This is a genomic window from Sphaerisporangium sp. NBC_01403 (assembly GCF_045040145.1).
GTDB lineage: Bacteria > Actinomycetota > Actinomycetes > Streptosporangiales > Streptosporangiaceae > Sphaerisporangium > Sphaerisporangium viridialbum.
This window is the reverse complement of the sequence record NZ_CP109534.1, coordinates 6,682,686-6,697,695: the sequence shown is the minus strand read 5'-3', so window position 1 is coordinate 6,697,695 and position 15,010 is coordinate 6,682,686. Positions and strand designations below refer to the sequence as shown.

The following is a 15,010-nucleotide window of genomic DNA, read 5'->3' as shown; positions in this document are numbered from 1 at the left end:
GAATGACCAACCCTGATCTTTCCGCGGAAACGGCGGACGCTCCCGTCATCAGCCTCGTGGAGGTGTCGCGCGTGCACGGTTCCGGAGCGGCGGCCGTCGAGGCGCTGAAGAGGGTGAGCATGCAGGTCGCGGCCGGAGAACTCGTGGCCGTCATGGGCCCCTCAGGCTCCGGCAAGTCCACGCTGCTCAACCTCGCGGGCGGCCTCGACCGGCCCACCTCCGGACAGGTGGTCGTCGAGGGCACGGACGTCGGAGCCCTTCCCCCCAGGCGGCTGGCCGAGCTGCGGCGCCGTCACGTGGGCTACGTCTTCCAGGACCTCAACCTGATCCCCTCGCTGACGGCCGTGGAGAACGTCATGCTCCCGCGGGAGCTCGACGGGGTCCGCGCGGGCAAGGCCCGGAGTGAGGCGTCGCACGCGCTCGCCGAGATGGGCGTCGCCGAGGTCGCCGGCCGCTTCCCCGACGAGATCTCCGGCGGCCAGCGCCAGCGCGTCGCGATCGCGCGCGCCATGGTCGGCGTGCGCCGCGTGCTCCTGGCCGACGAGCCCACCGGCGCCCTGGACACGCCCACCGGGGACGACGTCATCCAGGCACTGCGCGCCCGCGCCGACTCCGGATCCGCCGTCCTCCTGGTCACCCACGAGCCGCGCTACGCCGCCTGGGCCGACCGCGTGATCTTCCTTCGCGACGGCGAGATCGCCGACTCCGCCGAAGCCCAGGCGACCACCCGATGAGCACCACCAGATCCGCGTTACGCCTCTCCCGGAGGACCATCGCCAGGTCCCCGGGACGCGCCGCCCTGATCGTGGCGATGATCGGCCTGCCCGTGCTGGTCGTCACGGCCCTGGCGACGCTTCTCAGCACCCTCGACAACGCCGCGTCCGCGACCTCGCGCACTCTCGGCAGCGCGGACGCGCTGGTGTGGGGGAACCATGGCTGGAGCGGTGTCACGCAGGAGCCGACCGGCGACGGCTACGGGTGGTCGCCCGGCGAGCATCCGCGGCCCTTCACGGCGGTCGAGATCGGCGCCCTTTTCGGGCGGGGGAGCAGGGTCATCCCTTTGAGGGAGGAGAGGATCGCCTATGAGACCGGGGAGACACGAGACCTGGGGACCCTGCGGGAGCTGGACCTGAGAGATCCGCTCGCCGGAGGCGCCTACCGCCTCCTGGACGGACGGCTTCCCCAGGCGGCCGGTGAGATCGTCGTCACACGGGAGATCCTCGACGGGGGCGGCCGGATGGGCGGAACCCTGCTGGTCACCCCGCAGCGGCGGCCGATGCGGATCGTCGGCGTCGTGCTCGTGCCGTCCGACTCGTCCGGCACGCGGATGGTGGCGCTGCCCGGCAGCGTGATCGGTCCGGTTGGGATGGACATGGCCTCGACCGAGAAACGGGCCTGGCTCGTCGATGCCCCCCATCCGGTGACATGGAAGGACGTGCGGCGGCTGAACGGGTCCGGGCTGATCGTGATCTCGCGGGCGGTTCTCGCCGACCCGCCACCCGAGCGGTCGCGCCTCCCGGCCACGGAGAGCCCCGGCTACCGCGATCCCCTGGTGGTCATAGCGCCGCTCATGATCGTGATGTTCGTGCTGGAGGTCGTGCTCCTCGCCGGCCCGGCCTTCGCCGTGGGGCTGCGCCGCAGGCGCGTGGAGCTGGCCCTGATCGCGGCCCAGGGCGGCACGCCAGGTCAGCTTCGAGCCGTCGTACTCGCCGACGGCCTGGTGCTCGGGCTGGGTGCCTCGACCGCGGGCGCGGGGGCGGGCATCGGTGTCGCCGTGGCGGTCATGCCCTGGGCCGAGAGAGTCTTCGACAGCGTGATGACCTCGTTGAGCGTGCCGTGGGCGGTTGTGGCGTTGATCGTCTTCCTGGGTACGGCCAGTGGTCTGGCCGCCGCCCTCGCTCCGGCCGCGCAGGCGAGCCGTACCGACATCGTGGCGGTGCTGGCGGGACGGAGCGAGCGCAGGCGTGATCGGGTCGGATGGCCGCTGCTCGGCCTGGTCCTCCTGGCGGGCGGCGTCGCCGCCGCGCTGATGACACCCCGGCACGGCGTGACATGGGTGTTCGTCGCCGCCGTGCTGACCCAGTTCGGCATGGTCGCCGTGATCCCGTGGCTGGTCGGCGGGGCCGGCCGCCTCGCGGGGCGGCTCCCGCTCCCGCTGCGGTTCGCCGCACGGGACGCGGCCCGTCACCGCGGGCGCACGGCTCCGGCCGTCGCCGCCGTCATGACGGCGACCGCACTGGTCACGGCTCTGACCGTCGCCGGGACGAGTCTTTTCGGCAGGGCGTCCCTCGACTACCGGCCCGCCGCTCCACCTGGCGCCACGATCATCAGCCGCGACCGGGTTCCCGAGGAACTCTGGCGCCGGGTACACGAGGCCGCTCGTCGTACGTTGCCCGCCGGGGTCCCGCTGATCGACGTCGCCCTGCCGACCAGCCGGGACGGCGCCCTGATGCTGACGTCCATCTCCTCTCCCGGTGCGGAGAACGAGGGCCAGGCGTCCCGTATCTCCCCGGACCTGAGCGGCATGGGCGGCGTGCTGATCGGCGACCGCATGCTGCTCCGCTTCGCTCTGGGAAGGGACGATCCGTCTGCGGTCGCGGCTCTGGAGGCGGGTCGCGCGGTGGTGTTGAACCCGTCCTACGTAAGCAATGGCAAGATCCAGCTGTCCCTCACGCCGCAGAACTCCGGCGGGCGAACCGAGAACCTCACCTTGCCGGCCGTCGGCATCCGGGCGACGGGTGAGGGCTGGGCGCGTGTCGTCATGTCCGCGGAGGCCCTCAAGGGCCATGACCTCAGCGCGGAGTCCCGTCTCCTGCTCGTCGATCCGGGGCGATACCGGCCGTCCCGGGCCGTCCAGGACCGGCTCGCGGGCGGGATCGGGGCGATCACCATGCATGTGGGCGTCCGGGTGGAGCGCGGCTTCGAGCAGGACTACACCGGGATGATGCTGCTTCTCGCCGCGGCGGCGGTCGTCATGGTGCTCGGCGCGACGTTCGTGGCCACCCGCCTCGCCGCCGCCGACGCCCGGCCGGAGCTGACCACCCTGGCGGAGGTCGGCGCGAGCCCGGGGTCACGCCGCGCGGTCGTCGCATGCCAGGCGTTCGTCATAGCCGCCCTCGGCGTCGCCACCGGACTGCTCGCGGGCCTTGTGCCGGGCATCGCGGCGACCTGGTCGGCGTCCGCGCGAGAAGCGGTCTCGACGGCGTACGGCGCAGACGGCGTCCCGGTGGCCCTTCCCCAGCACGAGCGAGCGGTGATCGGCCTCCCCTGGCCTTTCCTCACGACCCTCCTCATCGGCCTCCCCCTCCTGGCCGCCCTCACCACCGGCCTACTCGGCGCAACCCGCCCGAACGCACGCCGCCGCCCCACCTGAAAGACGCCACGAGGCCGTTGTCGTCACTTCCCAGGAGACCACTAATGAAGATTGAACGGGTTGTCCGGCTCGCCGGCGCGGCACTCGTCCACAGTGAAGGAACGCGAGCCGTGCATGCTCGCGACGGCATGATGGCCGACAGCGCCGTGGCGGTGACCGCGTGAGCGGCATCCGTGCTGCCCTACGCATCTCTCGGCGGAACGCCTGGCATTCGAAGGGGAGAAGCACCCTGGTGGTCACCATGATCGGGCTGCCGGTTCTGGTGATCACCGCACTGCCGGTTCTCATCGCGACCTTCGAGGTCACGCCGGAGGAGGGCCTGAGCCGGGATATGGGTACGGCGGACGCGCGCATTCGTGTTCCGCCCTACCCAGGTGGGCGTGTCCTTCAGGACTATCTGGGGCGGGACGCGATCACGACGGGCGACCCTTCACCCCAGGGGGCGAAGCCCTGGACGGCGGAGGAGGTCGCAGGCCTGCTGCCGCCGGGCAGCCGGGTCATCCCCATCAGGTCTGGTTCGCGGGTCTATCGAGGGAAATGGTTTGATCCCACTCCGGTGGTGGAGATCGACCTACGTGATCCGTTGACTCGCGGGATGTACCTCCTCAGGCAGGGCCGATTCCCCGCGGCCGCCGACGAGGTCGTCGTGTCCACGTGGCTCGCACGGCACGGCGTGGGCATCCGATCGGCTATCTCGCTCTCCGGTTCGTCCACCATTTCCTATCGCGTCGTGGGGGTGGTGGACGACGCCCACAGCCTTGGCCGTGGCCTGGTGGTCGCGATGCCCGGCACCGCAGGGCGGCAAAGCGAGTGGCTCGTCGACACGCCGGGGCCGGTGCTCTGGAATCACGTGCTGCGGTTGAACGCCCAAGGCCTGGTCATACAGTCACGTGCGGTCATCTCCGACCCGAAGCACCCGCAGGGGACGATCATGGAGATGGGCATGGTCATCTCGACGGATACAGAGAGGCTCGCCATCGCGGCCCTTGTCATCATGATGATCGTGCTGGAGGTCGTTCTGCTGGCCGGGCCCGCGTTCGCGGTGGGAATCCGGCGCCGCCGGCGGGAACTGGCGCTCGTCGCGGCGCAGGGAGGGGCACGGCATCACCTCGGCTCCATGGTGCTCGCCGACGCCTTGGTGCTGGGAGGCGTCGCGGCATCGTGCGGAGCGGCGGGGGGACTCGCCGGGGCGTGGGCGGCCATCCCGGTCGTGGAGCATGTCAACGGCTCACTGGCGGGTCCGTACGAGGTGCCGATCGGCCAGGTCGCCGGCGTCGTCGTGCTCGGGATCGCCGGGGCGTTGCTCGCCGCGGTGGTCCCGGCTCGTCAGGCTGCGCGCACCGACGTGGTGGGGGCACTGGCCGGGCTTCGCGGTGAGGCGCGGATACGCAAGGGCTGGCCCCTGGCCGGTCTGGCCCTGCTCGTGTCCGGGTTCGCCGTCACGATCCATGCCGCCGTGCGGGAACCTTGGTTTCTCCTCGATGGTCTCGGCAGTCTGGGCTTGGTCGGTGGATCCTTCTGCACGATGGTGGCGCTGGTCCTGCTGACGCCTTGGCTGGTGGAGGTGGCGGCCGGCCTCGCCGCCCGTCTTCCGTTCCCATTCAGGCTCGCCGCGCGGGACGCCACCCGCAATCGTGGCCGGACGGCCCCCGCGGTTGCCGCCGTGGCCGCTGCCACCGTGGGCCTCGTCGCGATGATGATCGTCGTGGCGACCAACCAGGCGCGGCAGGCTGTCGGCTACCGCCCAGAGCAGGTGTACGGCACGCTCAGTGTCGACATGGTGGCCCCGCGTCCGGACCAGGCCCGGAGGCTGCGTACGGGCATCGAGCGAGAACTGCCCGGAGTGCCGCTCATCGAGGTGGCCCGGCCGTCCTTCCAGGAGGACTTCGGCAGCGGCGTCGGGGTGCGCTCCCTGTCATGTGTTCCTGAGCAGATGTGCGCGAAGCACCGGGTCGTGATCGGGGGGCGGGACCTGTTGCGATACCTCGCCGGCCGCGACGAGCCGGCCGCGGCCGCGGCGCTCGCGGGCGGAAAGGCGGTGGTCTTCCACCCGGGGGTCGTGACCGGTGGAAAGGTCGCGTTGCATCTCGACGGAGGCGACGATGACCCGGCCGGTCGTGCCGTCAGCGTGCCGGCGATCGAGATGACGCCTGTCCAGCCGGGGCTCGCGGACGTTCTGGTGCCGGTGCCACCGGCCACGAACCTCGGTCTCAAGCCGCGGGTGGAGCAGTTCCTCGTCGACCCCGGCCGTCACGTGATCACACGGGCGGAGGAGAAACGGGTCCTGCGCATGCTGGGCGATTGGGGGCCCAACGTCTCCGGCCACGTTGAGCGGGGATACGAGGGACAGATGAACGTGCTGGTGCTGGGCGCTGCGGCGCTGCTCCTTGTCCTCGGTGGTACGTTCGCCGCCACCGGCCTGGCCGCCGTCGACGCGTGGCCCGATGTGACCACTCTCGCGGTGATCGGAGCGCCACCTGGCACCAGGCGGATGGTGACCATGGGGCAGGCATGGTTCATCGCGGCGACAGGTGTGGTCCTGGGGGCCGTCGTGGGTTTCGTCCCGGGAATCACCGTCGCCTGGTCGTTGAGGGTGTACCCCCTTTACCCCCCGACGCCGGAACCAGGGGTCGTCATCCCTTGGGCGGACATCATTGGCCTGGTGGTGCTGCTTCCCTTGGTGGCCGGTCTGGTGGCCGGTGTGTTCGCGCGGACCCGGGTCACGCTGACGCGCCGGGTGACATGACCTGAGGGGTCGCGCCGGCGAGGTCGGTGGCCGTGAGTCGGTATTTCAGGGTCATCAGGATGCCGGTGAGGATGATGACGGCGGGGATGACGGCCTGGGTGAGGATGATGGCGGTCAGGGCGCTGCCGGGCTGGGTGACGGGGTGCTCGGGATCGGAGGAGATGAAGCCTCCGGCCCCCAGCACCGCGCCGACCACCAGGGCGCCGAGGGCGGTCACCGCGCTCTCCACGGCCGTCCACAGGCCGGTGAAGACGCCACCCCTGCGCTTCCCGCTCCTCGCGGAGTCGTGGGCGATCACGTCGGCCAGCATGGAGAACTGAAGAAGCTGGAGACCGGCGTACCCCACGCCGATGATCAACGTCACCAGGTGGGCGTACAGGGCGCCGAAGGCGGGGGTGAGGGCCGCGAGCAGCGCCCCGATCATGAAGAGCGCGCCCGAGAGGATCATCGCGCCCCGCTTGTCCATCTTGCGCGCGAGCCACACCCACAGGGGCATCGTGATCAGCATGGGGCCGACGAGCGCCGCGAAGAGCGTGCTGGTGGCCGCGGGGTTGTCCAGGGTGTACGAGGCGAAGTACGGGGCGCTGGCGAGCATCACGCCCGCGGCCAGCGTCTGCGCGCTCGACAGGCCGAGCAGCCAGAGGAACGGCCGGCTGGCCTTCGCCGCCGCGAGCTGGGCCCTGAGGGTCGCCTCCGGCTCGGAACTGCCCGTCAGCGGCGCGCGGGCCGTACCGAAGAAGGACGCGAGCATGGACACGAGCAGCACGGCCGCGAAGATGATCCCCATCATGCGGTAGCCGTCGAGGGAGTGCGACGCGATGGCCGGGGCGATGATGCCGCTCAGCGCCACCGCGAGGGCGACGAAGATCATGCGCCACTGCAGGAGCGAGGTGCGCTCGTGGTAGTCGTCCGTCATCTCGGCGGGCATCGCCTTGAACGGCACCTCGTACAGCGCGTACCCGGTCGCGGCGATGAGGAAGAAGGCGCCGACGAACAGGGCGGCCGGGGTGCCGGTCAGGGGAGGTCCCGCGAACGTGAGCGCGAAGGCGATGGGGAGGATGATCGCCCCGCCGAGCAGCCAGGGACGCCGTGGGCCCCACCGCGAGACCGTGCGGTCGGACCACTGGCCCACGAGTGGGTTGATCACCAGATCCCACGCCTTGGGGGCGAAGACCACCACGCCGGCCAGCCACGCGGGCACCGCGAGGATGTTGGTGAGGTAGAACAACAGCAGCAGGCCCGGGATGGCGCTGAACGTCGCGGTGCAGAACGAGCCCACACCGTAGCCGAGCCGCACGCCTCGCGAGACGGCCTGGGGCCGGGGTGCCGCCGTCGAAGGGATCATTGCGTAATTACAGCCCACACGGCCTTGGGCCGCCAGCCCCAATCACCGGCGTTCACGGGGGATTCGGATCCGAAGTGCGAAACGGCGGTTCGGACCCGAGGTCCGTGATGGGGGACGGTGACGGCGGTTCGGATCCGAAGTCCGTGGTGCGGCGAGGGCCGGGTGGCCGTGGATGGCAGCCGGTCCGCCGGACACGGCTGGGCGCCGGTCCGGCGGTCGGTCAGCAGTCGGAGACGTCGGCGCACACCACGTGGGCGCCGAGCTCGATCATGCGGCGTTCGGTGTTGGCGTCGGCGACGCGGGCCATGAGCACGGGCGCCTCGCTGGCCGCCAGTTGCGGCAGCCGGGCGCGGACCATGCGGTGCAGGTCCCTCACGATGTCCTCGGCCGCCCGCGTGTGCACCTTGACGTGGAGCATGATGCCCGAGGACCCCGAGACCGTACGGGCCTCGGAGATCCACACGTGGTGCACCAGGGGGAAGTCGCGGAGCAGCTCGGAGATCGCCACGCGCAGCGCGGGCAGGATCGGGTGGACGCACCGCTTGTACCCCGGGTCGACCTGTTGCATCGGGCCCGACAGGTGGGGTCTCGGGGAGGGGATCCACGGCCGCGCGGGCGCGTCCGGCGGGCTCTGCGGCACCGGCGAGGCGTTCCGCTCCAGGACGGGCGAGCTGGGCACCGTGGTGTGGCGCGAGACCGTCGCCATGGCGCCCGTGGCGTACGCCGTGGGCGACGCGCTGGACAGGGCCGGAGCGTGCTGCCCGCTGCGGGTGGCGGCGAGGTAGCGCTGGAGGTCCTCGATGGGGATGGCCGCCGCCGCGGGGCCCGCGGCGTCGATGACGATCTCCCGCACGCCGGTGACGCGCTGGATGTCGAGGATGGTGTCGGCGTCACAGGCCGACAGCGAGTGGTTGCCGCGGTGCCGCGCGTAGGTGTTCGGGCCGGTGTACCCGAGGAGCACACGTTCGCCGGTCTGCGTCGTGCCGAGCACGACGGAGCGGTCCGGCCGCACGGCTACCAGGATGCCCCACTCGGCAAGGGCCGCCAGTAGCCGATGGGGGCTGCCGTGCTGCGCGAGCACTTCTCCGAGAGCGGGGTTCCCGATGCTCATACGACAAACGATAGGTAGTGGGACACAGCTTATCAGCCTAATCGTCAAGAAATATTGTGATCAATACCAAGATGGCGGCTTGCGCGTGGAATCCAGTTTAGAAGGGTACGCGCCGGTGTCTCGGATGGCGGGACGTTCGTGAGTGGATTCACAAGCGCGGATAGACTCGAACCTTGTCCGTGCATCCGCACTTCCCAAAGGACCCACCAGTGAACAAGCCCGTCGTCCTGGTCGCAGAGGAGCTCTCCGAAGCAGGTCTCGCCGTGCTCGGGGCCGACTTCGAGGTCCGTCACACCGACGGCGCCGACCGATCGCAGCTCCTGCCCGCCCTCGCCGAGGTGGACGCGCTCATCGTGCGCAGCGCCACCCAGGTGGACGCGGAGGCGCTGTCCCACGCGCCTCGGCTGCGCGTCGTCGCCCGAGCCGGGGTCGGCCTGGACAACGTCGACGTCGCGGCCGCCACCAAGGCCGGTGTCATGGTCGTCAACGCGCCGACGTCCAACATCACCAGTGCCGCGGAGCACACCGTCGCCCTGATCCTCGCCAGCGCCCGCAACGTCGCCCAGGGCCACAGCGCCCTCAAGGCCGGCGAGTGGAAGCGCTCGAAGTACACCGGTGTCGAGCTCGACGAGAAGGTCATCGGCGTCCTCGGCCTCGGGCGCATCGGGCAGCTCGTCGCGCAGCGCCTCGCGCCCTTCGGCGTCGAGCTGATCGCGTACGACCCCTACCTCCAGCCGGCGAGGGCCGCCCAGATGGGCGTGCGCCTGGTGTCGCTGGAAGAGCTGCTCATGCAGGCCGACTTCATCACCGTGCACCTGCCGAAGTCCAAGGAGACCGTCGGGCTCATCGGCGAGCGCGAGCTGCACACCGTCAAGCCGTCGGTCCGCATCATCAACGTCGCCCGCGGCGGCATCGTGGACGAGAACGCCCTCTACTCCGCCATCAAGGAGGGCAGGGTCGCCGGGGCCGGCATCGACGTCTTCTCCAAGGAGCCCTGCACCGACAGCCCGCTGTTCGAGCTCGACAGCGTCGTGGTGACCCCGCACCTGGGCGCCTCCACCCACGAGGCCCAGGAGAAGGCCGGCACGCAGGTGGCGCGCAGCGTCAAGCTCGCGCTCGCCGGAGAGTTCGTGCCGGACGCCGTCAACGTCCAGGGCGGCGCCGTCGCCGAAGACGTCAAGCCCGGCCTGCCGCTGGCCGAGAAGCTCGGCCGCGTCTTCACCGCCCTCGCGGGCGAGGTGGCCACCCGGCTCGACGTCGAGATCCGCGGCGAGATCGCGGCCCACGACGTGCGCGTGCTGGAGCTCGCCGCCCTCAAGGGCGTGTTCACCGACGTCGTTGAGGACGCCGTGACCTACGTCAACGCCCCGCTGCTCGCGAAGGACCGCGGCGTCACGGTGGAGCTGGTCACCAGCGACGAGAGCCCCGACTGGCGCAACGTCGTCACGGTCAGGGGCGTGCTCGCCGACGGCCGCACGGTCTCGGTGTCGGGCACGCTGTCGGGCCCGCGCCAGATCACCAAGATCGTCGAGGTCAACGGTTTCCAGATGGAGATCGAGCCCACCGACCACCTGGCGTTCTTCACCTACGCCGACCGGCCGGGCATCGTGGGCATCGTCGGCAAGATCCTGGGCGAGCGCCAGGTCAACATCGCCTCGATGCAGGTCGCCCGTGACGCCAAGGGCGGCAAGGCGCTCATCGCGCTGACCGTCGACTCCGCCATCCCCGCCGAGGTCACCGACCAGATCGTGCAGGAGATCGGCGCCGAGGGCGGGCGCACGGTCGACCTCGGCGACTGAGCCCGCGTTTCCGTCCCGCAGGCCGAGCCGTACGGTCTCACCGGCTGGACGGAGCGACCACGTGAAGGCCCACCACCCGCCGGGTGGTGGGCCTTCGTCGTCTCACATGGCGAGATACTAGGTCGTCCTACAAGACACCTCGCCTACTGGCAGGTAACGTGGAGAGCGATGACGCGCCAGGTATCCGTACTCATTACCTGCCGCGGCGGGGCCTGATCAGGGCAGGCCGGCGACCCGCCGCGGTGTAGGCGTTCGTCGGCTGTGAGACCAGTCCCGATCCGCGATCCGGATCAGGGGCAGGAGCCCGGTCCGCATACGTGACCGGAGTCCACCTTCCCGTCCCCATCGCGTGCGCCGTGCGCATGCTCTCTAGCGAGCGAGACCTTGCCATGTATGACATGTATCCCTGGAACCGTCCGGAAGAGCACCGTCCCGAGGACGAGGCGCCCGACCCCGTGCAGACCGCGCTGGACCGGCGCGACAACGGCGGCGTGCCGGTCCGCTAGCGGACGGCTCTCCCCGAACCCCTCTCCGGCCGGTCCTTGCGACCCGATCGGCCGGTCATCCCCTCCCCGTACGCGTCATCCCCTCGCGGTCAGCGCGAGCGCCAGCGCGCCGTACAGAGGGGCGTCGTCGATGAACCTCGCCGCTATGATCTCGGGCGGGAACGGCACCGCCCGGTGGATCTCGGCCGTCAGCCTGGGCATGATCTGGCCCGACGCGCCCATCAGCCCGCCACCGATGACCACGCGGTCCGGGTCGAGCACCACGCACACGTTGGCGACCGCCATGGCGAGCGCCTCCACCGCGCCGTCCAGCAGCGCCCGTACGGCGGGGTCGCCGTCGGCCTCGAACAGCGAGGCGGCGCTCACCGGCCGGCCGAGCAGGGCCGATCCCCGCTGCGCGAGCGCGTGCCCTGAGACGATCTCCTCCAGAGGCGCGTGGCCCTCGGCGAAGGCGAGATCCCCTGGCCGGCTGAGCAGGTAGCCGATCTCACCGGCCGCGCCGTGTGCCCCGGGCACCACCGCCCCGTTGACCACGAGCGCCGCCGCGAGGCCCGTGCCGAGGTTCAGGTACAGGCCCGTGCGCACGCCCTGGAGCGTGCCCCAGCGCAGCTCGGCGGCCGCCGCCGCGTTCACGTCGTTGTCGATCGCGACCGGAGTGTCGCCGAACTCCTCGCGGAGCAGCCGGGGAAGCTCCAGGCCCTCCCAGCCGGGCACCGTCGGCGCGAGCCGCACCGTCTCGCCCCTGACCACGCCGAACGTGGAGACCCCGACCGCCTGGAGCGTTCCTGACGAGCCGCCCAGCTCGCGGGCCGCGTCCAGGGACCTCCGCAGCACCTGCTGGGCGCCCTCGCCGCCCAGGGTCGGCAGCCGCATCTTGCGCAGCGGCCGGTCGACTCTGTCCGCCGAGGCGGTGGCGAGGGCGACCTTGGTGCCGCCGAAGTCGATGCCCAGCACGAACTCCCGGCTCACTGGGCGCTTCCACGGCGGGCCAGCGAGTCGATCGCCACGGCGAGGGCGAGGACGCCCGCGGTGACCATGTAGCGCACCGAGGAGTCCACGTTCAGCAGCAGCATGCCGTTGGTGATCGACTGGATCACCAGGATGCCGAGCAGCGCCGCGTACGTCCGTCCCCGGCCGCCGAACAGGGACGTGCCCCCGATGACCGCCGCGGCGATGGCCATGAGCAGGATGTCGCTGCCGCCGGAGCTCTGGTTGACGGCAGAGAGCCGGCTGGCCGCCAGGATGCCGCCGAACGCCGCGAGGCTCGCCGACAGCATGAAGGCGAGCAGCCGGATGCGGGTGACGTTGATGCCCGCCCGCCGCGCGGCCTCGGCGTTGCCGCCCACGGCGTACATCCAGCGCCCGAAGGCGGTGTGGCGCAGCACCAGGTCGAGCACGACGACCAGCGCGCCGAAGATGACCAGCAGCAGCGGTACGCCCCGGTCGGCCTGGAGCACGAGCACGGCTCCCGCGAGCACGACCGCGAGGCCGCCCACCCGTACGGCCGCCCAGTAGGCCGGGCCCACCGGCAGGTCCGCGGCGAGCCGGAGCCGCCGGCTCAGCAGCAGGGACCCTCCGTAGACGCCGGCCAGCACCACGGCGAGCGTCCAGGCCACCCCCGGCGGCAGCCACGTGTCACTCAATTTCGCGATAAATCCGTCGAAGGGCAGGTTGATGGTGCCGCGCTCGCCCAGCAGGTACAGCAGCAGCCCCTGCCAGCCGATCAGCCCCGCCAGCGTCACCACGAACGACGGCATCCGGATGCGGGTGAACAGGAACCCGTGCAGCAGCCCGACCGCCGCCCCCGCCGCCACGGCCACCACGATGGACAGCAGCGGGTTCCAGCCGTGCCGCACGTTCAGGATGGTCATCACGACCGCGCACAGGCCACTGACCGACCCGGCCGACAGGTCGATCTCGCCGAGGAGCAGCACCATGATGATGCCCAGCGAGATCGTCCCGGTCGCCGCCATCTGCAGGGCCAGGTTGGTCAGGTTCTCCGGCGACAGGAAGTGCTCGTTCAGCGAGCCGAACACGATCGCGATCGCGATCAGCCCGCCGACGACGGGCCAGGCGCCGAGGTCGCCCCGCCGGGCCCGCTCGATGGCCTGCCTCGGGCTGTACGGCTTGCGCGGGGGGCTCATGGTGGTCGCGCTCATGCGGCGGCTCCGGTGATGGCTGCCACGATGGACTCCTGCGAGGCGTCGGACGTACGGAACTCGCCGGCGTTGCGCCCGAGACGCAGCACGACGACGCGGTCGCTGACGGCCCGTACATCGGCGAGGTTGTGGGAGATGAGCAGCACGGCGAGCCCCCGGTCGCGCAGCCGGCGGATCAGGTCGAGGACCTGGGCGGTCTGCTCGACGCCGAGGGCGGCGGTGGGCTCGTCGAGGATGACGAGCCTGGGCTCGCCGATCAGGGCGCGGGCGATCGCGACCGACTGCCGCTGGCCGCCCGACAGCATGGCGACCGGCACCCTGATGTCCCGGATGCGCACGTCGAGCTGGGTGAGCAGGTCGCGGGTCGCCCGTTCCATGCGGATGTGGCCGAGCACAGACCAGCGGCGGCGCTCGGAGCCGAGGAACAGGTTGGCCACCACGTCGAGGTTCTCGCACAGGGCGAGGTCCTGGTAGACCGTGGAGATGCCGAGGGCCTGCGCGTCGTGGGGGTTGCCGATGCGCACCGGCCGGTCGTCCATGGTGATCTCTCCGGAGTCCGGTGACAGGACGCCGGAGATGGCCTTGACGAGTGTGGACTTGCCCGCGCCGTTGTCGCCGACCAGGGCCACCACCTCGCCCGGGGGCAGGTCCAGGCTCACCCCTTCGAGGGCCTGGACCGCGCCGTACCGCTTGGAGATGTCCTTCGCGCGGATCATTTAGCTGATGCCCGCCTTGGCGCACGCGGCGGCGGTCTCGTCCTTGCAGATGTCGGCCGCCTTGTAGAAGCCGTCCTTCACGATGGTGTCCTTCACCTTGTCCGCGGTGACCGCGATCGGGTCCAGGAGGAAGGAGGGGATGTCGGCGGTGCCGTTGTTCACCGTGGTCGTGGCCGAGGGCTTCTCGCCCCTGCCGACCGCCACGGCCAGCTCGGCCGACTTCTCCGCCTCGCTCCTGATGTCCAGGTAGATGGTCATGTACTGCTCGCCGGTGAGGATGCGCTGGACCGCCGCCAGTTCGGCGTCCTGGCCGGTGATGGGAAGCGTCGGGTCGTACCCCGCGCGCTTCATGGCCGCGATCGCGCCGCCCGCCATGCCGTCGTTCGCCGAGAGCACGCCGACGATCTTGTCGCGGCCGAGCGCGGTGATGGACTGCTCCATCTCCTGCTGCGCCTTGTCGGGGCTCCAGTCGGGGGTGTCGAACTCGCGCCCGATCTTGACCTTGCCGTCGAGGACGTTGTGGGCGCCCTTCTTGTAGTCGGCGGAGCTGGGGTCGGTGGTCGCGCCGTTGATCATGACGATCTGGCCCTTGTCCGTCGTGCCGTTCTTGTCCAGCGCGTCGAGCAGGGCCTGGCCCTGCATCTCGCCGACCCGGACGTTGTTGAACGAGACGTAGTAGTCGTAGCCGATGCCGGAGATCAGCCGGTCGTAGGCGATGACCGGGACCTTCTTCTGCTTGGCCTGGTTCACCAGGGGCGCCACCGCGGCGGCGTCCACGGCGTCGAGCACGAGCACGTCGGCGCCCTGGGTGAGGGCGGCCTCCACCTGCTGCTGCTGCTTGGCGGCGTCCTGGTCGGCGTTGGAGTAGAGCAGCTTGCAGTCGGCGCAGAGCGCGCTGACCTTGGCCTCGAACAGGGGCTTGTCGAAGGCCTCGTACCGGGTGGTCTTGGACTCGGGGAGGAAGAGCGCGATCGTCGGAGCCTTCTCGCCGCCGCTCGTCCCGCCCGTTCCTCCGGTGGTCGCCTTGTCGGTGGAACCACCGCAACCGGTGGCCAGTAGGGCTATCGCAAACGGAACCGCGAACCATTTCGCCCGCATGATTGCCTCTCAGGGTGTTCGGAGGTACTTCAGGTGCTTGGCAGCATGCTGAACTGCGCGTAGAAATTTGGCAAGGTCTCTAACAAAGTTCGTCCGCGACCTTGCCGCGGTAAAGCGTGTGCCAGTCTTGGGGGCGTGGTGGGTATCGGCGGTACGG

General features: G+C 70.8%; 11 protein-coding genes. 5 read left to right on the top strand and 6 right to left on the bottom strand.

Features of this window, described 5'->3' with window-relative positions; all coding sequences use genetic code 11:
* The first annotated feature begins 2 nt into the window (after nucleotides 1-2).
* From OG589_RS29950 to OG589_RS29940, 3 genes are all read left to right on the top strand, one after another.
* Complete coding sequence (locus OG589_RS29950; RefSeq protein ID WP_405141196.1) at nucleotides 3-734, top strand: ABC transporter ATP-binding protein; 732 nt, start codon at nucleotides 3-5, stop codon at nucleotides 732-734.
* Entirely contained in the window at nucleotides 731-3,373 is a 2,643-nt protein-coding gene (locus OG589_RS29945) for an FtsX-like permease family protein (protein ID WP_405141195.1), read from the top strand. Before OG589_RS29950 ends, OG589_RS29945 begins: the two co-directional genes overlap by 4 nt.
* A gap of 241 nt (nucleotides 3,374-3,614) precedes the next feature.
* On the top strand, nucleotides 3,615-6,119 hold the full coding sequence (locus tag OG589_RS29940; RefSeq protein ID WP_405152156.1) for an FtsX-like permease family protein: 2,505 nt from the start codon (nucleotides 3,615-3,617) through the stop codon (nucleotides 6,117-6,119).
* Here OG589_RS29940 and OG589_RS29935 read toward each other — a convergent pair.
* Both OG589_RS29935 and OG589_RS29930 read right to left on the bottom strand, forming a co-directional pair.
* Entirely contained in the window at nucleotides 6,094-7,464 is a 1,371-nt protein-coding gene (locus tag OG589_RS29935; RefSeq protein WP_405141193.1) for an MFS transporter, read from the bottom strand. The genes OG589_RS29940 and OG589_RS29935 overlap by 26 nt on opposite strands.
* 220 nt (nucleotides 7,465-7,684) lie before the next feature.
* Nucleotides 7,685-8,575, bottom strand: a complete 891-nt coding sequence (locus OG589_RS29930; protein ID WP_405141191.1) for a hypothetical protein — start codon at nucleotides 8,573-8,575, stop codon at nucleotides 7,685-7,687.
* 209 nt (nucleotides 8,576-8,784) lie between these two features.
* Between OG589_RS29930 and serA the strand changes: the two genes are divergently transcribed.
* On the top strand, nucleotides 8,785-10,374 hold the full coding sequence (serA, locus tag OG589_RS29925) for a phosphoglycerate dehydrogenase (protein WP_405141189.1): 1,590 nt from the start codon (nucleotides 8,785-8,787) through the stop codon (nucleotides 10,372-10,374).
* 317 nt (nucleotides 10,375-10,691) lie between these two features.
* Entirely contained in the window at nucleotides 10,692-10,880 is a 189-nt protein-coding gene (locus OG589_RS29920; protein ID WP_405141187.1) for a hypothetical protein, read from the top strand.
* 75 nt (nucleotides 10,881-10,955) lie between these two features.
* Here OG589_RS29920 and OG589_RS29915 read toward each other — a convergent pair whose 3' ends face one another.
* From OG589_RS29915 to OG589_RS29900, 4 genes are read right to left on the bottom strand one after another with little or no spacing between them, the layout of a single operon-like run.
* Nucleotides 10,956-11,849 carry an ROK family protein gene (locus tag OG589_RS29915; protein ID WP_405141185.1) on the bottom strand — a complete coding sequence of 298 codons (894 nt, stop codon included), beginning with the start codon at nucleotides 11,847-11,849 and terminating at the stop codon, nucleotides 10,956-10,958.
* Nucleotides 11,846-13,039: a sugar ABC transporter permease gene (locus OG589_RS29910; protein WP_405141183.1), complete on the bottom strand. Its 1,194-nt coding sequence runs from the start codon at nucleotides 13,037-13,039 to the stop codon at nucleotides 11,846-11,848. The genes OG589_RS29915 and OG589_RS29910 overlap by 4 nt, the downstream gene beginning before the upstream one ends.
* Nucleotides 13,036-13,755, bottom strand: a complete 720-nt coding sequence (locus tag OG589_RS29905) for an ATP-binding cassette domain-containing protein (RefSeq protein WP_405141181.1) — start codon at nucleotides 13,753-13,755, stop codon at nucleotides 13,036-13,038. Before OG589_RS29905 ends, OG589_RS29910 begins: the two co-directional genes overlap by 4 nt.
* Nucleotides 13,756-14,853: a sugar ABC transporter substrate-binding protein gene (locus tag OG589_RS29900; RefSeq protein ID WP_405141179.1), complete on the bottom strand. Its 1,098-nt coding sequence runs from the start codon at nucleotides 14,851-14,853 to the stop codon at nucleotides 13,756-13,758.
* Nucleotides 14,854-15,010 lie beyond the last annotated feature (157 nt).